Origin of the sequence: uncultured Bacteroides sp., assembly GCF_902491285.1 — a bacterium.
Classification (GTDB): Bacteria; Bacteroidota; Bacteroidia; order Bacteroidales; family Bacteroidaceae; genus Bacteroides.
Window position 1 is genome coordinate 25,376 of record NZ_CABUHK010000016.1, and the last position, 19,835, is coordinate 45,210.

Sequence of the window (19,835 nt, forward strand, 5' to 3'; positions counted from 1 at the left end):
ATGTAACGAATAATACATGAATTCGACCAATTTTTACAAATAAAATCCAGTCGAAATCCCGACCTTTGTCAACGAATCAAAATCTATTTAAATCCATTATCATGAATGCATTTCAAAAAACAGGCGAGAAAATGACAAACTACAGATGGACTATCTGTGCTATGCTATTCTTTGCTACTACAGTTAACTATCTCGACCGCCAGGTGCTTTCCCTTACCTGGGATGAGTTTATTAAACCGGAATTTCATTGGAACGAAGTTCACTACGGTACGATTACTTCCGTTTTTTCTATTGTATATGCAATATGTATGTTGTTTGCCGGCCGATTTATCGACTGGATGGGTACGAAGAAAGGGTATCTCTGGGCAATCGGCGTATGGTCGGCAGGTGCTTGTATGCACGCACTTTGCGGAATCGTGACCGAACAGTATGTAGGTATGCACAGCGCAGCCGAACTGATGGCTGCTACGGGTGACGTAGTGGTGGTGCTGGCTACCGTAAGTATGTACTGCTTCCTTGCCGCACGCTGTATCCTGGCTCTCGGTGAAGCGGGTAACTTCCCGGCTGCCATCAAAGTAACGGCGGAATACTTCCCCAAGAAAGACCGCGCTTACGCTACTTCCATCTTCAACGCCGGCGCTTCTATCGGTGCCTTGATTGCCCCGGTTTCTATCCCGCTGATTGCGAAAGCATGGGGATGGGAAATGGCGTTTATCGTTATCGGTGCCCTCGGCTTCGTCTGGATGGGTATGTGGATATTCATGTATGATGCTCCGTCGAAGAGCAAGCACGTCAACAAAGCCGAATTGGATTATATCGAACAGGATAAATACGAGACAGGTGCCGCTCCTGTAGCTGTTGAAGAGAAAGATGAGAAGAAGATGAGCTTCCTTCAATGCTTCACTTACAAGCAGACATGGGCTTTCGCTGCCGGTAAGTTCATGACGGACGGTGTATGGTGGTTCTTCCTGTTCTGGACTCCGTCTTACCTGAACACCCAGTTCGACATCAAGACTTCCGACGGACTGGGGATGGCACTGATTTTCACGCTTTACGCCGTGACTATGTTGTCTATCTATGGTGGTAAACTTCCGACTATCTTTATCAATAAGACAGGTATGAATCCGTATGCCGCACGTATGAAGGCGATGTTGATTTTCGCGTTTTTCCCGTTGGTAGTATTGTTGGCGCAACCGTTGGGTACGTTCTCTCCGTGGTTCCCTGTTATCCTAATCGGTATCGGTGGTGCTGCCCACCAGTCATGGTCGGCTAACATTTTCTCTACCGTAGGTGATATGTTCCCGAAAACGGCGATTGCAAGTATTACAGGTATCGGCGGTATGGCGGGTGGCGTAGGTTCTATGCTGATGCAGTTCGGCGCTGGTCTGCTGTTTGTTCACGCTGACGAAACGCACATGACATTTATGGGATTTGAAGGCAAACCTGCCGGATATTTCATCATGTTCTGTATCTGTGCCGTAGCTTATCTGGTGGGCTGGGTAATCATGAAGGCATTAGTACCGAAGTACAAACCTATCGTATTGGACTAAGCAATCCAATCTCAATATTATTATAACAATGCAAGAGGGCGACTCATCACGAGCCGCCCTCTATTAATTACAAATAATTCTTTCAATGAAAAAAAACAAAAAAGCCTCTTCTCACGAAGAAGGCTTTTTAGGTTTACTTACTCTGCATCATCATCCTGCAACTATTAAATGAAATTGACATACTAAAAAAGCAGTGTCTTTGCATTCCAATAATGAAGAATAGTAAACGTTAAGATGAAAAAAAGGGAAGTCTCACGACTTCCACAATTCTTCTAACCTTAAATCTAAATCTCTATGAAAAAAACGTGCTGCAAATATAGGCGTTTGTTCATTATAGAGGTGTTAATGAATCGCATAAAGAGAGAATAAAAACTAACATCTGCAAAAATTAGCGAATTACCCCCTATTCTCTATTAATTTTAATAAACTTTGGTAAAGCGGACTAGATTCCAAGAACTTTGGTACACCCGTTATAAACATCTGTTTTCGTGCACGGGTAAGGGCTACGTTCAGTTTCCGGTCTATCAGTACCCCATCCTCTTCTGTTAAATTAGAGACAAATTTTAACTGATAATAACTATTAATGCAACAGGAATAGATAATAACATCCCGTTCGCTGCCTTGAAAACGCTCGACAGTATCTACCAATATCCGGTTGAGTGCCGGAATACCCAATGTTTCTATTTCTTTTTTAATAAGAGCAATCTGACTCCGGTAGGGAGTTATGATTCCTAACGTGCGGGATTCGTCAAAACTCTTCTGATTACTTTCGTAAATACGGACAGCGAGACCGGCAACAATCCGGGCTTCCGAAGAGTTTATCTTGACAGACGTTCCTGCCTGTTCCGGCACGGAAGGATAAAAAGCGACACGGGAAATATGTTCGGAATCCTCCAGTTGGTGAGGTAATCCGACGGGAATCAGACGCCCGCCATAGAAAGCACGGTTGGCAAACAAGGCTACTTCGGGATGCATACGCCCTTGACGGCAAAGCATATCGAATGAACGACCAGTAGCCGACGATGCGTTACCGGCAATAACGGGCGACACGCTGCCGTTGCCAGAAGAACAATTCCGGTAAAGACGTTCGAACAGCGAGTCTTTCAGGTTTGCCAGCCCAATCGACAGTAACGCTTCATCATAGATAGCAGATTGCTCCGTATTTTGCAGCACAACGGCAGGAAGCTGTTTATGGTCGCCAATCAGGATAAACTTATCAATAGCGTTCCGGTCATCTTCGCCACGGGCACAAAGAATACCTAATAATTGCGGTTCGAGTATCTGGGTAGCCTCATCTATGATGGATACATTGAAATGTTTCAGACGGAATAGTTCCGGTTTGCCGGAAATAGCAGCGACTGTTCCCACAATAATGCGGCAATTCCGGATACGTTCGTAAACTTCCGAACGACGGTTGCAGGACGACAGTTCGTTTTCTATCAGATGGTCGCGGTAGTTCTCGTCACACGATAATTCGCTTCCGACACGGATAAAATCGACAACCGGGCGGATAGAAGCCAATGACTTGCATATCTCATCAACGGCACGGTTGGTATATGAAAGCAACAGAATCTGAGTATCCTTGTCGGTGTGGAACGTCTCTACCATTTTCTTTAGTGCGCAGGAAGTCTTGCCCGTTCCCGGCGGACCGACGAGAAGGAAATAATCCTGTGCGGCTTTGGCTTTCAGCGCAACACGGGTGAAATCGTCTTCTGCCCGGGAGATAAGGGTATCCAACGATTCATCAAACTTCGGCGGACGTTGCGAAAGTAATAAGTCACGGCGGTCCTGTGTAGCAGAGAGATAAGCATATAATCCCTGATACATGGAACGAAAGGTAGTGTCCATCGTATCGTGCTCTATGGCATAAAGACTTTCTGCAGGAAGCACAGAAGGGTTCTGCTGCGTAGAGCGCAGGCGGATACCGATTTCATTATCTGCCAGGGACTCGATATTTCCCTTGAATACCATTTTATTGGTTACGTTATCCGTCGGATGGTTGCGTTCATAGAGGATGATGGCATCGCCCTGGCGGAAGTTGGGAAGTACGTTTTGTATTCCGTCGTCTATATTTTCTTTTTGCGAAAGCTCTTGTGGCAATTCTTGCGAAGATTCACAATTTCGTGAGCGTGTCAGCAGCAAATGAGCTTTATACTCATCAGCAGCATGATTTTCCTTTATCCTCAAATCATAGATAATCTCCCCTGCCTCACACTTCTCGGCCAATGTGGAAAGCCATAAAGAAGCGGCTCCCGTGCGTCCTTCATAGTCTACATCTCCGGACTTGGAAGTATAAAGTTCTTTGGTAAGGAAGTTATATACGGCATAGAAATATTTTTTCTCCAGTGGCGAAAGAGCTTTCAATTTCTCTTGGAAGCTGTCGATAGACGGGCGCAGCCAGGTTTCCCAAAAGCGTCCTTTCAGCCCCCGTTCATTCAAGGTGGCGGCGTTGATTTCTTCCAGTTTCTGTTCCGTATATTCCAGGCTGTTCCGTAATTGAATACCATATTCATTGGCAACAATCCGGTTGCGCAAGTCAATCACCCGGCGCACCATTGCCCAGGAAGGACGGGACGGATAGAGAAGCGGGTAACGGGTATAGAGCAGATAGGCTTTTACCTTCCGGTGGTCCATCCCCATAGAGTATTGAAGAACAGCCTGATAGAGAAGCATCTGCACTTTATTGTTCTCCTTGGGTTCTACTTTGCCACGGATGGCGTACTCGTCGGCTTTGCCCGACTTCATTTCTATGAAGGAAGACATATCCCGTTGCATATAGTCGAGACGCCCTTGCAGGCCGAGTGCCTCGCAGATATAAGAGGGTTCGAGCACTGCGTCTGTCTTATCGAGTTCGTATCCGGCGGCATGAAAAGTATCATTCACCGTTTCGCGAATATGCTCAAAGTGCAGTTTGCAGTCGTCAAAGAATTGGCGTTCCTTCTCCCTGTCCCGCAAATCGGGACAGGCTGCCAACTCAATAGGATAGCGCCGGAAGGCTTTTTGCATACAAGTCCGGTAGTCAATGTCTTCGTCCTGCGCGTGAATCCATTCATCGAGAAAAAGATTGGCTATATTTCCCAGCAACAGGGGACGCGCATTCTCAATCGGCTGAAGACGGGAAAGGTAATAATTTGCCGGATGATGCCCGTAGTCGCGGAAACACTCGGCAAGGGAACTGATGTCAATCAGATAATCCGGTTCGAGAACAATAAACGAGGGGGTCAGTATTCCTGCTTCATCAATTGCGGTATCCAGCAGGTTGAGTTGGGCATGACGCCAAAGCAGTTTGCACGTTTCTGCAAATTCTTCGTTAATTTGAGGTATATTATAGCGGACAAGATAAGGTTTCTCCGACACTTCATCCAACGGGGTCACATACAAATACTGTTCATCCGCATACTGAAAGCATACGCGCATCCGTTGCACCCGTTCACGGGCGGGGGGAGCAACCAAGTAAGTAGCATCCGCTTTCGGAAACAACCGGTACAGTTCTTCCGGTATGTCTTCTCCGGAAAGTTTGCGGATAAAGAAAGCTATTGTTTTTGCATCCCGCAAAAGATGCTCCCTCACCGGTTCCTGTTTACGGTTCAGAATGGCATTCGAAGTCAACCGGAAAGTATGCAGCCTGTTCTGTTCCACAACAGAAATCCCCACTTTGGCAGCTACAAAACTAATCCGCGCAGAAAGGTCGGTCATCTGCAGGCTTTCATTGTGCATATAAAAGCGGCAGAACCTTTCCAACAAATCCCGCATCTGCTTGTACCCGACCGCCAGATACGAATCATCCGCCCGACAGACAGCTAAAAGTAACTCATAAGATTCTATCGCTTCACTCTTCCGACAGGGCAACTTCATCTTCAATCTCTTCTTCTGTGTTTTTCTTGTCCTTTATCATCAGAATGCTCATTTCGTAGAGCAGATAAAGCGGAATAGCAACGACGCTCAACGTGAACGGGTCGCCCGTCGGAGTGATTATGGCGGCTGCTATCACAATGACAACAACGGCATGGCGACGGTATTTTCGCAAAAAGGACTTATTGACTATTCCCAGCAATGAAAGCAGCCACGTCACCAATGGCAGTTCAAAGGCCAGCCCCATGCAGAGAATCAGCATCATGAAATTGTCAATATAGGAATTGAGTGACAGGATGTTCTCCACTTCCGAACTTAGCTGATAAGTGGAAAGGAAACGGAGAGTTAACGGATAAACCATAAAATACCCCAGCAAGACACCGATGAAGAACATCACTGTTCCGATGGTTAATGCCTTGCGCACTCCTTTCTTTTCGTTGGGATAAAGAGCGGGGCCGATAAATCGCCACACTTCAAAGAAAAGATAAGGCATAGCCGTCACAACCGACATCCAAAAAGCTGTCGACATATGTATAAAGAAAGGAGCGGCCAAATTTATATTGACCAGCTTCACCTGAAATTCTTGTGTGAAAAAGTCATCGGTCAGGTCGAATGTCTGTCCGATATGACGTAATAAATCGTAGAATATGAAATCATTATGGCATGGCGCCAAAATCACATGATCAAAGAGATAGGGCATAGCAATAAAATAACCTACTGCCAATACAAACCAGACTCCGATCACCCGAAAAAGTACCTTGCGCAGTTCATCCAAATGATCCCAAAAGGTCATTTCTGCCATTCGTACTTACTTTTACTTACTTGAGTCCGCCGGTTTGTCCAAGTCTTCTTTCGCCTTGTTTATTTCTTCTTTGGCATCGTTCACCCCATCCTTGAAGCTCTTCACGCCTTTGCCCAAACCACGCATCAGTTCAGGAATTTTCTTTCCGCCAAAAAGCAGGAGAATAACCAAAGCAATAATAATCCACTCGGAACCACTAGGCAAGAAACCTAATAATAATAAGTTTGTCATACGTTTATCTGATAAAGAGGTTTTTATTAGTTGGTGCAAATATAAAGAAAAACGGCAAACTGTAAACGGTAAACGATGAATTATTTATGTTAGTTCACTTTCATTCATCATTTACCGTTTGCTGTCCACCGTTTATCATTAACGGATTATCGTTTGCCGGTCTTTCTGTTTTCGCTTATCGCCAGACCTTATTCCTGGTAATAGACCCGTTTCACCCGCGTCGAAATGCTGGTAAGGACTTCGTAAGGAATCGTATCCAACTTGTCGGAGAGAACCGTTATCGGCAGGTCGTCACCGAAAATAATCGCCTGGTCACCTTCGCGGCAGTCGATGTCGGTCACGTCTATCATACAGACGTCCATACAGATATTGCCCACATAAGGCGCTTTCTTTCCGTTCACCAGGCAATAGGCATTTCCCCGTCCCAAGTGGCGGTTCAGTCCGTCGGCATAACCGATAGGAATGGCGGCGATACGTGAAGGACGCACCAGATGCCCCATCCGGCTATACCCTACCGTATCTTCTTCGGGCACATCACGTATCTGAAGTATCGTTGTCTTGAGGGTACTTACATTATGTATAATCGAATTGTCTATCGGGCTGACTCCATAAAGCCCGATTCCCAAGCGCACCATATCAAACTGCGCACCGGGAAAACGTTCAATTCCCGCCGTATTGCAGATATGACGGAGAATCTTATGAGAGAAAGCGGCCTGCAATTCCTGCGAACCTTTTTCAAACAGCTCTATCTGCTGGCGGGTAAAGGCATCGAACTGAGGAGAATCGCTTCCTACAAAATGAGAGAATACCGAACGGGGAATCACCGCGTTCTGATTCTTCAGACGACGGATAAGCAAAGGTATATCTTCGATGGCAAAACCAAGACGGTGCATCCCCGTATCCAGTTTTACATGAATCGGGAAGTTGGTGATTCCTTCTTTTTCGGCAGCTTTGATAAGTGCATCGAGCAGATGGAAATTATAAACTTCCGGTTCCAGTTTATAGTCGAACATGGTCTTGAATGCCGTAAGTTCCGGATCCATAATCATGATAGAGGAAGTGATGCCCGCTTTGCGAAGTTCGGAACCTTCGTCGGCAACGGCCACTGCCAGATAATCGACATGATGCTCCTGCAAAGTCTTGGCAATTTCATACGAACCGGCTCCGTAAGCAGAGGCTTTCACCATACATATCATCTTCGTCTCGGGATGGCGGAGCATGGAACGGTAGTGGTTCAGATTTTCAACCATCGCATGCAGGTTTACTTCAAGGATGGTTTCATGCACTTTCAATTCCAGTGCTTCGGATACTCTGTCGAAGTTGAATATACGCGAACCTTTTATCAGAATGACTTCCGAATGAAGGGATTTAAGTATGTCTGACGCCAGAAGGGCTTCGGTATTTGGGAAGAAATAGCGTTCGATATCATCATTAAACCGGGCGGCACACGAAGAAATCTCCGGTCCTACACCAATCAGTTTATTGATTCCACGACTTTGAACCAGTTGGGCTACACGCCGGTAGAGCGTTGCCGTGCTTTGTCCGGTTTCCAGTATATCCGACAGGATAAGCGTCCGGTTCAATCCTTTCTTTTCGGAACGGCGGACAAGAAAGTCAAGAGCGATATCCAGAGATGCCAGATCTGAATTATAACTATCGTTTATCAAGACACAGTTATTCTTTCCTTCTTTTACTTCCAGGCGCATGGCAATCGGTTCGAGACGTGCCATTCGTTCTGTAATCTGGTCGGCAGGAGTCATCAGATAGAGACAGGCTGCCAGGCAGTTCAGCGCATTTTCTATGGAAGCATCGTCGATAAAAGGAATACAGAAAGTATTATCCATATCCAGATAACGGTAGGAAATAACAGTGTGGTCTTCCTTCTTTGTCACGCGACTGATATGTAGCGGACGTTCGATGTCGGTACGGCTCCAGGCAATTTCACGGGCTGTCAGCATTGATTTTGCAACGCAATTGCTGATTAGCTCATTATCACCGTTGTAGATTACGACATCACAGTCTTTGAAAAGTGTCAGTTTCTCCATGCACTTTTCCTGCAATGAGAAGAAATTCTCCTGATGGGCACCGCCGATATTTGTCAGAATACCGATAGTGGGCTTTATCATTCGCTTCAAGGCTCCCATCTCTCCCATTTCGGAGATGCCTGCTTCGAAGATTCCCAATTCCGCTTCCTCATCCAGTTGCCATACAGAGAGCGGAACGCCAATCTGAGAATTATAGCTGCGCGGAGAACGGACGATACAACGATCCGGACTGAGCAACTGATGCAGCCATTCTTTCACAATCGTCTTTCCATTGCTGCCGGTAATACCTATTACGGGTATTTTGAAATTCTCACGATGCACTTCGGCCAGCTTCTGCAAAGCTTTCAAGGGATTGGGGACAATGAGGAAGTTGAGAGTGGAGAATTGAGAATTGAGGATTGGCTGCGCACCATCATGCTGCACAGATTTCTCCACTCTCCATTTTCCATTCTCAATTTGTTTAAAGTCTTCTTCGGAGACAACAAAATTACGGACTCCCCTGTCATACAAATCAGGGATATAGCGTGCGCCACTATTTCGTTTGGTAGCTAAAGCAAAAAAAAGAGTTTCTTCAGGAAAACTCAGAGAACGGCTGTCTGTTAACAGCCAATCAATAGTCGCCTCGTAGTCGCCCACACGGCGGGCACCGATACTTTGGGCTATGGATTTAATCGCATATGACATAGTTCTGTTTCTTTTTGAAAATCTAAGTACGGGTATTTTCCGATAAGTCGTTCTATTTTTAACACTATTTGTCCTAAAAAGCGTTGATACGCCACTGAACCGGGATGAAAGGGTTTATGAACCAGATCGCGCCGGATGTCTTCGACTTCTTTCATAATCTGCTTTGTCTCAGCAAAAAAGAATGTTTCGGAGAAGCGTTCCCACAAGTAACGGATTGCCAATGGAGACGGATGCAGCATATCGTCCGCATAAAAACGGTAATCACGCAATTCGTCCAATACTATTTCATAGGAAGGGAAATAGAAGACGTGTTGCGGGAAGAGTTGCTGCAAGCGGTCGATGGCGAGTAATAAAGTGGATTTACTTAGTTGGTTGGCGTGCATCCCGTCGCGGATATGACGGATAGGACTTACCGTAAACAGAATCTTCATATTCGGATTACGGGCTGCCAGGCCGGTAATCAATGAAGTATATTCGTCTACTATTTCATCTACAAGAAGAAGCCTGCGGTTAAAGTTATTTTCGGGCAGTTTATGGCAATTGGCAACAACCTTTCCCGTTTCTTTTTGTTCATAGACGTAAGCCGTACCGAAAGTCAGCATCAGCCAATCAAGTTTCTGCATAGTCCGGTGGGCTTGCTGCAGGCGGCTGTTGATATTCTGTAATGTATCTTCCGGAGCAGATGCGGAAAAAGAGCCGTGATGCATCGGGCTGTGCCACAGTCCTCTATAAACAAACAGGTCTTCTTCTGTATATTTCTTTTTCGTTGCAATCTCCCGCAAAGCGGATAAGATAGATAAAGGATTATAAAGAATACCGAAAGGATTCAGGTCCAGCCGGAATTTGGCATCTATCAGCAAGGCACCTATATTCTCGGCAAAACAAGACCCCATCAAAAGGATATGGTCTGCATGGCTGACAGACGGAAGTCCGCCGGGCAATTCCACAGATGTTTGAAAGTTCATACGATTTTCCATCACTTTATTACATTTCGTATGCAAAAGTATACTTTCTTTTCGTACTTTTGCACTAAATTTTCTCGAATCATGAATAGTGAACCGATATATAACTTGCTAAACGCTATTAATTACCCCGAAGACCTACGAAAACTAAACGTAGAGCAACTGCCGGAAGTATGCGATGAACTGCGGCAAGACATTATTAAAGAACTCTGCTGCAATCCGGGACATTTTGCCGCCAGTTTGGGGACAGTGGAACTGACGGTAGCCTTGCACTACATCTACAATACGCCCTATGACCGTATTGTATGGGATGTGGGACATCAGGCATACGGCCATAAGATTCTGACAGGACGTCGTGAAGCCTTTTCCACCAACCGGAAGTTTGGCGGAATCCGCCCTTTTCCATCACCGGAAGAGAGCGAATACGACACTTTCACGTGCGGACACGCCTCAAATTCTATCTCCGCCGCTCTCGGTATGGCTGTCGCCGCCGCCCAGAAAGGAGACTCCCAACGTCATGTAGTAGCTATCATCGGTGACGGTTCCATGAGTGGCGGGCTGGCTTTCGAAGGGCTGAACAATGCATCTGCTACACCAAACAACCTGCTTATTATCCTGAATGACAACGATATGGCTATCGACCGCAGTGTCGGCGGCATGAAACAGTATCTTTTCAACCTGACGACTTCCAACCGTTACAACCAGTTACGTTTCAGAATGTCACGGGTGTTGTTCAAACTCGGCATCCTGAATGAGGAACGCCGTAAGGCACTGATACGTTTCGGCAACAGCCTGAAATCGATGGCTGCACAGCAACAGAATATTTTCGAGGGAATGAATATCCGTTACTTCGGCCCGATAGACGGGCACGATGTAAAGAATCTTGCCCGCGTCCTGCATGATATTAAAGATTTGCAAGGACCGAAAATCCTGCATTTGCACACTGTAAAGGGAAAAGGGTTCGCCCCAGCAGAAAAACATGCTACCGAATGGCACGCTCCGGGCAAGTTCGACCCTGTCACCGGCAAACGTTTCATTGTCAACACGGAAGGAATGCCGCCTCTCTTTCAAGATGTATTCGGAAATACATTGGTAGAACTTGCCGAAGCCAATCCGAACATTGTCGGTGTGACTCCTGCCATGCCCAGCGGCTGTTCGATGAATATCCTTATGGAGAAAATGCCGAAACGTGCATTTGATGTCGGCATCGCCGAAGGACATGCCGTTACTTTCTCCGGTGGTATGGCGAAAGACGGATTGCTGCCGTTCTGCAATATCTATTCTTCTTTTCTGCAACGGGCACATGATAATATCATCCATGACGTAGCGATACAGAATCTTCCTGTGGTATTGTGTCTCGACCGTGCCGGACTTGTCGGCGAGGACGGGCCTACGCATCACGGAGCTTTCGATATGGCTTGCCTGCGTCCGATACCCAATCTGACCATTTCCTCGCCAATGGACGAACATGAGTTACGCCGGTTGATGTACACGGCGCAACTGCCGGACAAAGGCCCGTTCGTAATCCGTTATCCACGGGGACGCGGCGTGCTGGTGGACTGGAAATGTCCGTTGGAAGAAATCCCGGTAGGGAAAGGAAGGAAGTTGAAAGACGGTGACGACCTTGCGGTTATCACTATCGGACCGATAGGAAACACGGCTGCCCGCGCCATCACCCAGGCAGAAGCCGAGCTTGGCAAATCCATCGCTCATTACGATTTGCGTTTCCTGAAACCGCTGGACGAGGAGTTATTACATGAAATAGGCCGCAAATTCGAGCGTATCCTGACTATTGAAGACGGTATCGTCAAAGGTGGTATGGGGAGTGCCGTCCTTGAATTTATGGCGGACAACGAATACAAGCCGACAGTGAAGCGTATCGGTATCCCCAATATATTTGTGGAACATGGTTCAGTAACTGAACTTTACCATATCTGCGGCATGGACGAGGAAGGTATTCTGACTAAAATAAAAGAATTTATCTATTGACATGAAGATTATTATTGCCGGTGCCGGCAACGTAGGCACCCATCTGGCCAAACTGTTATCGCGCGAAAAGCAAGATATTATCTTGATGGATGATGACGAGGAGAAACTAAGTGCTCTCAGCGCCAACTTCGACTTACTGACAGTAGCCGCCTCTCCTTCTTCCATCTCCGGTCTGAAAGAGGTGGGTGTCAAAGAAGCCGACCTGTTTATCGCAGTCACCCCGGACGAAAGCCGCAACATGACTGCCTGTATGCTGGCTACCAACCTGGGAGCCAAGAAGACAGTGGCACGTATCGACAACTATGAATATCTTCTGCCCAAAAATAAAGAGTTCTTCCAAAAGCTGGGAGTGGATTCGTTAATCTATCCCGAGATGTTGGCTGCCAAAGAAATCGTATCCTCCATGCGTATGAGCTGGGTACGCCAATGGTGGGAATTCTGTGGCGGAGCTCTCGTACTGATAGGTACAAAGATGCGCGAAAAAGCGGAAATACTGAATATACCTCTTTATGAACTGGGCGCACCGGATATCCCTTATCACATAGTAGCCATCAAACGCGGAACGGAAACCATTATCCCGCGTGGAGACGATGTAATAAAACTGCATGATATCGTTTACTTCACCACCACCCGCAAATATATTCCTTATATACGCAAGATAGCCGGCAAGGAAGATTATGCCGACGTACGCAACGTGATGATTATGGGCGGAAGCCGCATCGCAGTCCGTACCGCGCAATATGTGCCGGACTATATGCAAGTAAAAATCGTAGATAACGACATCAACCGTTGCAACCGATTGACAGAACTGTTGGATGACAAAACAATGATTATCAATGGCGACGGCCGTGACATGGATCTTCTTATCGAAGAAGGACTGAAAAATACCGAAGCCTTTGTTGCCCTGACCGGAAATTCCGAAACCAATATACTGGCCTGCCTTGCCGCCAAACGCATGGGCGTGAAAAAGACTGTGGCGGAAGTGGAGAATATCGACTATATCGGCATGGCGGAAAGTCTTGACATCGGTACGGTCATCAACAAGAAGATGATTGCCGCCAGCCATATTTATCAAATGATGCTGGATGCCGACGTGTCCAATGTGAAATGCCTGACGTTTGCCAATGCGGATGTCGCAGAATTTACCGTACCTGCCGGAGCAAAAATAACAAAGCATCTGATCAAGGACCTGGGACTTCCGAAAGGAACAACTATCGGTGGCATGATTCGTAACGGAGAAGGAGTACTGGTTACCGGTGATACGCTGATTCAACCGGGCGACCATGTCGTCGTATTCTGCCTGAGCATGATGATAAAAAAAATAGAGAAATTCTTTAATTAGACAGTAAGTAGCAGGAATTTATTTATGATTAACTCTAAGATGATATACCGGATTCTGGGTTTTCTGCTGCTCATAGAAACAGCAATGTTACTATGTTGTGGCGGTGTCTCTCTTTTCTACAAAGAGGGTGACTTTCAAAGTTTCCTGATTTCATCGGCTATTGCAGCCAGCGTAGGCATCCTATTGCTCGCCATCGGCAAAGGAGCGGAAAAATCACTCAACCGTCGTGACGGATATGTCATTGTCAGTGTGGCATGGGTCACGTTCTCTCTTTTCGGAATGTTACCTTATTATATAGGGGGATATATTCCAAGCGTCACCGATGCATTCTTCGAAACCATGTCGGGGTTCAGCAGTACGGGCGCTACTATCTTAAATAATATTGAATCAATGCCGCACGGAATACTTTTCTGGCGTGCCATGACACAATGGATTGGCGGTTTGGGAATTGTATTCTTTACCATTGCCGTCCTGCCTATTTTCGGTGTCGGTGGCATTCAGGTATTTGCGGCAGAAGCCAGCGGCCCGACTCACGACAAGGTACATCCCCGCATTGGCATTACCGCCAAATGGATTTGGGGTATTTATGCCGGAATGACGGGAACTCTCATCGTGTTGTTAGTATTTGGCGGTATGAGTGTTTTCGACAGTATATGCCATGCTTTCACAACGACCAGTACCGGTGGTTTCTCTACCAAGCAGACTAGTATTGAATACTATCACTCTCCTTATATAGATTATGTAATCTCTATTTTCATGTTTATGTCAGGGATCAACTTCACGCTGTTACTGTTAATGTTCAATGGTAAGATAAAGAAGTTTATCCATGACGCGGAACTGAAGTTCTATTTTATATGCGTTTCCTTCTTCACTCTATTTATCGCTGCCTGGCTCTACCAGACATCTTCGATGGGAGCAGAAGAAGCATTCCGCAAATCACTTTTCCAAGTGATTTCATTGCAGACTTCCACGGGATTCGCCACAGCCGACTATATGCTCTGGCCTTCCATTCTTTGGGGCTGTCTTCTCATCGTGATGATTATCGGAGCCTGTGCCGGCAGTACGACAGGTGGTATCAAGTGTATCCGCATGGTTATCCTGTTTAAGGTAGTGAAAAATGAATTCAAACATATCCTGCACCCCAATGCCGTGCTTCCGGTACGTGTTAACAAGCAGGTTATCTCCCCTTCCATCCAGTCCACAGTACTGGCTTTCACCTTTTTGTATGCAGTGATTGCTCTTATCAGCATACTTATTATGATGGGCTTGGGAGTCGGTTTTCTGGAATCGGTCGGAACTGTTATCTCAAGCATGGGTAATATGGGACCGGGACTCGGCACATGCGGCCCTGCTTTCTCATGGAGCGCATTACCTGTTCCCACCAAATGGCTGGTTTCTTTCTTAATGCTTCTGGGACGTCTGGAATTATTTACGGTACTGTTGCTTTTCACTTCCGATTTTTGGAAGAAAAACTAAGTAAGGAGTTGATATAAATCAAGTCGAGTGCTAAAAAAACCTTTTTTGCCACCCGGACTTTGCAAAAAGTATAAATATTAGTCCTATATTTGCAGCCGTTAAAAGAGAAAGATGAAACAAAGCTTAAAATTCGGACTACTTTTAGTACTGACTTTGCTTATTCATTGCACTACAAATGGAGCAATAGAAAATATCTGCAAGGTTTCTTCCCCGGCTTATCGTCAGGAGAGGTGCTATGTGTCCCAAGACCGTCCGGTGCACAACGCTTTGGAACGTCTCTATAACTTTTATTCTACCCAATCCTGCGATATGAGCCATACGGACGTTACACATGTTCCGGCAGATAAAAGTATGCTATTGCTGATTGCTTATTTCTGCGAGCATTACAAACTTCAAAGTCCGCCCGATTCCGCATCGCTTCACACTCCTACTTATTACCACGATCCTATCTCCTATTATATATATGGGTTAAGAAAGATTGTGGTTTAGACGACAGTACAGTCGGCCTTTTTGCCCGTCACTTATATTACAGTTGGTTTCATCCCCCGGAGGGTGGATAAGCCGGTTGTTGATTTCTATAATATTCAATCTAAACAGCTATTGAATTATGAATTTTACATTTTTAGTTGTTGTTTTACTGACAGCGCTTGCTTTTGTCGGTGTAGTGATAGCCCTCTCACGAGCTATTTCACCTCGTTCGTACAATGTACAGAAGTTTGAAGCTTACGAATGTGGTATACCGACACGTGGTAAATCATGGATGCAGTTCCGTGTAGGTTACTACCTGTTTGCTATTCTGTTCCTGATGTTCGACGTTGAAACAGCTTTTCTGTTTCCGTGGGCGGTGGTCATGCGTGAAATGGGACCGCAGGGACTTATCAGTGTTCTCTTCTTCTTTATTATTCTAGTTCTGGGTCTTGCTTATGCCTGGAGGAAAGGAGCTTTGGAATGGAAATAACCAAAAAGCCAAAAATAAAATCAATTCCGTATGAGGAGTTCGTCGACAATGAATCATTGGAAAAGTTGGTCAGGGAACTTAATGCCGGAGGGGCAAACGTCGCTCTCGGAGTTCTCGATGACTTTATCAACTGGGGACGCAGCAACTCGCTGTGGCCGCTTACCTTCGCTACCAGTTGTTGCGGTATCGAATTCATGGCACTGGGTGCCGCGCGTTATGACATGGCCCGCTTCGGGTTTGAAGTAGCCCGTGCCAGTCCGCGCCAAGCCGACATGATTATGGTATGCGGAACAATCACGAACAAGATGGCTCCTGTATTGAAACGACTCTACGACCAGATGCCCGACCCGAAATATGTGATTGCCGTAGGTGGATGCGCTGTCAGTGGCGGTCCTTTCAAAAAGTCCTACCACGTAGTGAACGGAGTGGACAAGATTCTTCCGGTAGATGTATATATCCCCGGATGCCCGCCGCGTCCCGAGGCTTTCTATTATGGCATGATGCAGTTGCAACGCAAAGTGAAAATAGAAAAGTTCTTTGGTGGAGTGAACAGGAAAGAGAAGAAACCGGAAATTAATGATTAATGTAATAGTGATTAACGATTAACTGTTGATTGATACACTGTTGTATTCAAAAGACGTTCATCACTAATCGTTCATCACTAAACACTATATAAACATGCAAGAAATACAATTTATAGCCCCTGCAGCATTACACGACGAGATGTTGCGCTTGCGAAATGAAAAGCAGATGGACTTTCTTGAAAGCCTCACCGGTATGGACTGGGGAGTAGCGGATGAGAAAGACGCTCCGGAGAAGCTCCGCGGTTTAGGCGTAGTCTATCATCTGGAATCTACCGTCACAGGCGAACGGCTAGCACTGAAAACTGCGACAACCAACCGTGACCTGCCGGAAATACCATCTGTCAGTGATATTTGGAAGATAGCCGATTTCTACGAACGCGAAGTTTTCGATTATTACGGCATCACCTTTGTCGGTCATCCCGATATGCGCCGCCTTTATCTGCGTAACGACTGGATAGGTTATCCGATGCGCAAAGACAACGACCCGGAGAAAGACAATCCGCTCTGCATGACCAATGAAGAAACGTTCGACACGACTCAGGAAATTGAGTTGAACCCGGACGGAACAATCAAAAGCAAAGAGACGAAACTCTTCGGAGAAGAAGAATACGTAGTCAATATCGGTCCGCAACACCCTGCGACTCATGGTGTAATGCGTTTCCGTGTTTCCCTTGAAGGTGAAATCATCCGTAAGATTGACGCAAACTGCGGATATATCCACCGGGGTATCGAAAAGATGAATGAAAGTCTTACTTATCCTCAGACGCTGGCTCTGACAGACCGTCTCGATTATTTGGGCGCACATCAGAATCGTCACGCATTGTGTATGTGTATCGAGAAAGCGATGGGTATCGAAGTAAGCGAACGTGTGCAATATATCCGTACGATTATGGATGAGTTGCAACGTATCGACTCCCACTTGTTATTCTACTCCTGCCTCGCTATGGACTTGGGAGCACTGACCGCTTTCTTCTACGGCTTCCGCGACCGTGAAAAGATTCTGGACATATTTGAAGAAACGTGCGGTGGACGTTTGATTATGAACTACAATACAATTGGCGGCGTACAGGCTGACCTCCACCCGAACTTCGTCAAACGGGTGAAAGAATTTATCCCGTATATGAGAGGTATCATTCATGAATATCACGATATATTCACAGGCAATATCATCGCTCAAAGCCGTATGAAAGGCGTGGGTGTATTGAGTCGCGAAGATGCTATTTCTTTCGGCTGCACCGGTGGTACCGGTCGTGCCTCGGGTTGGGCTTGCGACGTACGTAAGCGAATGCCTTACGGTGTATACGACAAAGTAGATTTCAAAGAAATCATTTATACCGAAGGTGACTGCTTCGCCCGTTACCTGGTACGTATGGATGAGATAATGGAAAGTCTGAACATCATCGAGCAATTAATAGACAATATCCCCGAAGGGCCATATCAGGAAAAGATGAAGCCAATCATCCGTGTTCCCGAAGGCAGTTACTATGCTGCCGTGGAAGGAAGCCGTGGTGAATTTGGTGTCTTCCTCGAAAGCCAGGGCGACAAGATGCCTTACCGCCTGCACTATCGCTCTACCGGTTTGCCACTTGTTGCGGCAATTGACACTATTTGCCGGGGAGCCAAGATAGCCGACTTGATTGCTATTGGCGGAACAATAGATTATGTGGTTCCGGATATTGACCGATAAGTTAACGATTAACGTTTAGTGATGAACGATTAACGGAAAAGAATGCATCAATATGTTAATCACTAATCATTAAACACTAAACACTAATTAAATATGTTCGACTTTAGTATAGTAACAAATTGGATACATGAGCTGCTTCTCTCCATTATGCCTGAGGGAGTGGCTGTATTTATAGAATGTGTGGCTGTCGGCGTGTGCATTGTTGCACTGTATGCCATTCTCGCTATCATATTGATTTACATGGAGCGCAAGGTCTGCGGGTTCTTCCAGTGCCGTCTCGGCCCGAACCGTGTGGGCAAATGGGGTTCTATCCAAGTGGTATGCGACGTGCTCAAAATGATGACTAAGGAAATCTTCATGCCGAAAGGCGCCGACCATTTCCTCTACAACCTGGCCCCGTTCATGGTGATTATCGCCTCGTTCCTTACTTTCGCTTGTATTCCTTTTAATAAGGGAGCGGAAATTCTGAATTTCAACGTCGGGGTATTCTTCCTGTTAGCTGCTTCCAGCATCGGAGTTGTCGGCATTCTGCTTGCCGGCTGGGGTAGTAACAACAAGTTCTCCCTGATTGGTGCCATGAGAAGCGGCGCGCAGATAATCAGTTATGAACTTTCCGTTGGCATGAGTATCATGACGATGGTCGTGTTGATGGGAACCATGCAGTTTTCTGAAATCGTGGAAGGGCAAGCCAACGGCTGGTTCATCTTCAAGGGACATATCCCGGCTGTGATTGCTTTCATCATCTACCTGATTGCCGGAAACGCCGAATGTAACCGCGGCCCGTTCGACCTTCCCGAAGCGGAAAGTGAGCTGACTGCCGGATACCACACCGAATATTCCGGTATGGGTTTCGGATTCTTCTATCTGGCAGAATATTTGAACCTGTTTATCGTAGCCAGTGTTGCCGCCACTATCTTCCTGGGAGGATGGATGCCGTTGCACATTGTCGGCCTGGACGGATTTAATGCCGTAATGGACTATATCCCCGGATTCATCTGGTTCTTCGGCAAGGCATTTTTTGTGGTATTCCTGCTGATGTGGATTAAATGGACTTTCCCACGTCTGCGTATCGACCAGATACTGAATCTGGAATGGAAATACCTGGTTCCTATTTCTATGGTGAATTTATTAATCATGGCTTGTTGCGTAGCCTTCGGCTTTCATTTCTGATAAATGAGAATTATGGAATATAAAGATAAGAAATATACGTACTTAGGTGGTCTGGTGCACGGCATCAGCACACTGGCAACGGGTATGAAAACCAGCATCAAGGTGTACTTCCGCAAGAAAGTGACCGAGCAATATCCCGAGAACCGGAAGGAACTGAAGATGTTCGACCGGTTCCGCGGAACACTGAACATGCCCCACAATGAGAATAATGAACATCGCTGCGTAGCCTGCGGATTGTGTCAGATGGCTTGTCCGAACGATACGATCAAAGTGACCAGCGAAACGATCGAAACCGAAGACGGCAAGAAGAAGAAAATCCTGGCGACCTATGAATATGACTTGGGAGCCTGTATGTTCTGCCAACTTTGTGTAAATGCTTGTCCGCACGATGCTATCACGTTCGACCAGAATTTCGAACATGCAGTATTCGACCGCTCCAAGCTCGTCCTGAAACTGAATCATGACGGTAGTAAAGTAATAGAAAAGAAAAAAGAAGTTTAGAT

Annotated in this window: 15 protein-coding genes; 10 read left to right on the plus strand and 5 right to left on the minus strand. The window is 46.2% G+C overall.

Annotation, left to right across the window (positions count from 1 at the left end; genetic code table 11):
* The first annotated feature begins 101 nt into the window (after positions 1-101).
* Positions 102-1,550 (plus strand): MFS transporter, encoded by a 1,449-nt coding sequence (locus tag RDN93_RS06075; protein ID WP_308744668.1) that lies wholly within the window; start codon positions 102-104, stop codon positions 1,548-1,550.
* A 396-nt stretch (positions 1,551-1,946) separates the two neighbouring features.
* Here the strand turns inward: RDN93_RS06075 and RDN93_RS06080 are convergent, their stop codons facing one another.
* The 5 genes from RDN93_RS06080 to RDN93_RS06100 form a co-directional block, all read right to left on the minus strand.
* The gene (locus tag RDN93_RS06080; protein WP_308744669.1) at positions 1,947-5,405 is read right to left on the minus strand and encodes a DEAD/DEAH box helicase; all 3,459 of its coding nucleotides are present in this window, start codon (positions 5,403-5,405) and stop codon (positions 1,947-1,949) included.
* Positions 5,380-6,204 (minus strand): twin-arginine translocase subunit TatC, encoded by an 825-nt coding sequence (gene tatC / locus RDN93_RS06085; protein WP_308744670.1) that lies wholly within the window; start codon positions 6,202-6,204, stop codon positions 5,380-5,382. The genes RDN93_RS06080 and tatC overlap by 26 nt, the downstream gene beginning before the upstream one ends.
* Positions 6,205-6,216: 12 nt before the next feature.
* A complete protein-coding gene (locus tag RDN93_RS06090; RefSeq protein WP_007751163.1) occupies positions 6,217-6,435 on the minus strand; it encodes a twin-arginine translocase TatA/TatE family subunit in 219 nt (72 codons plus the stop codon).
* A 188-nt stretch (positions 6,436-6,623) separates the two neighbouring features.
* Positions 6,624-9,164, minus strand: a complete 2,541-nt coding sequence (locus tag RDN93_RS06095) for a bifunctional UDP-N-acetylmuramoyl-tripeptide:D-alanyl-D-alanine ligase/alanine racemase (protein WP_308744671.1) — start codon at positions 9,162-9,164, stop codon at positions 6,624-6,626.
* Entirely contained in the window at positions 9,140-10,129 is a 990-nt protein-coding gene (locus tag RDN93_RS06100; RefSeq protein ID WP_308744672.1) for a GSCFA domain-containing protein, read from the minus strand. The genes RDN93_RS06095 and RDN93_RS06100 overlap by 25 nt, the downstream gene beginning before the upstream one ends.
* A gap of 81 nt (positions 10,130-10,210) precedes the next feature.
* On the opposite strand from RDN93_RS06100, the gene dxs reads away from it, so the two are divergent.
* From dxs to RDN93_RS06145, 9 genes are all read left to right on the plus strand, one after another.
* The gene (gene dxs / locus RDN93_RS06105; RefSeq protein ID WP_308744673.1) at positions 10,211-12,115 is read left to right on the plus strand and encodes a 1-deoxy-D-xylulose-5-phosphate synthase; all 1,905 of its coding nucleotides are present in this window, start codon (positions 10,211-10,213) and stop codon (positions 12,113-12,115) included.
* Between the two features lies 1 nt (position 12,116).
* Entirely contained in the window at positions 12,117-13,457 is a 1,341-nt protein-coding gene (trkA, locus tag RDN93_RS06110) for a Trk system potassium transporter TrkA (RefSeq protein ID WP_308744674.1), read from the plus strand.
* 24 nt (positions 13,458-13,481) lie between these two features.
* Positions 13,482-14,933 (plus strand): TrkH family potassium uptake protein, encoded by a 1,452-nt coding sequence (locus RDN93_RS06115; protein ID WP_308744675.1) that lies wholly within the window; start codon positions 13,482-13,484, stop codon positions 14,931-14,933.
* Between the two features lie 111 nt (positions 14,934-15,044).
* Positions 15,045-15,422 (plus strand): hypothetical protein, encoded by a 378-nt coding sequence (locus RDN93_RS06120; RefSeq protein WP_308744676.1) that lies wholly within the window; start codon positions 15,045-15,047, stop codon positions 15,420-15,422.
* A gap of 118 nt (positions 15,423-15,540) precedes the next feature.
* Positions 15,541-15,891 (plus strand): NADH-quinone oxidoreductase subunit A, encoded by a 351-nt coding sequence (locus RDN93_RS06125; protein WP_191032095.1) that lies wholly within the window; start codon positions 15,541-15,543, stop codon positions 15,889-15,891.
* Positions 15,882-16,475 carry an NADH-quinone oxidoreductase subunit B gene (locus RDN93_RS06130; RefSeq protein ID WP_308744677.1) on the plus strand — a complete coding sequence of 198 codons (594 nt, stop codon included), beginning with the start codon at positions 15,882-15,884 and terminating at the stop codon, positions 16,473-16,475. The genes RDN93_RS06125 and RDN93_RS06130 overlap by 10 nt, the downstream gene beginning before the upstream one ends.
* A 94-nt stretch (positions 16,476-16,569) precedes the next feature.
* Positions 16,570-18,162, plus strand: a complete 1,593-nt coding sequence (locus RDN93_RS06135; RefSeq protein WP_308744678.1) for an NADH-quinone oxidoreductase subunit D — start codon at positions 16,570-16,572, stop codon at positions 18,160-18,162.
* A 93-nt stretch (positions 18,163-18,255) separates the two neighbouring features.
* Entirely contained in the window at positions 18,256-19,332 is a 1,077-nt protein-coding gene (gene nuoH, locus RDN93_RS06140) for an NADH-quinone oxidoreductase subunit NuoH (RefSeq protein WP_308744679.1), read from the plus strand.
* Positions 19,333-19,344: 12 nt separating this feature from the next.
* Positions 19,345-19,833, plus strand: coding sequence for a 4Fe-4S binding protein (locus RDN93_RS06145; protein ID WP_308744680.1), 489 nt, complete (start codon positions 19,345-19,347; stop codon positions 19,831-19,833).
* Positions 19,834-19,835 lie beyond the last annotated feature (2 nt).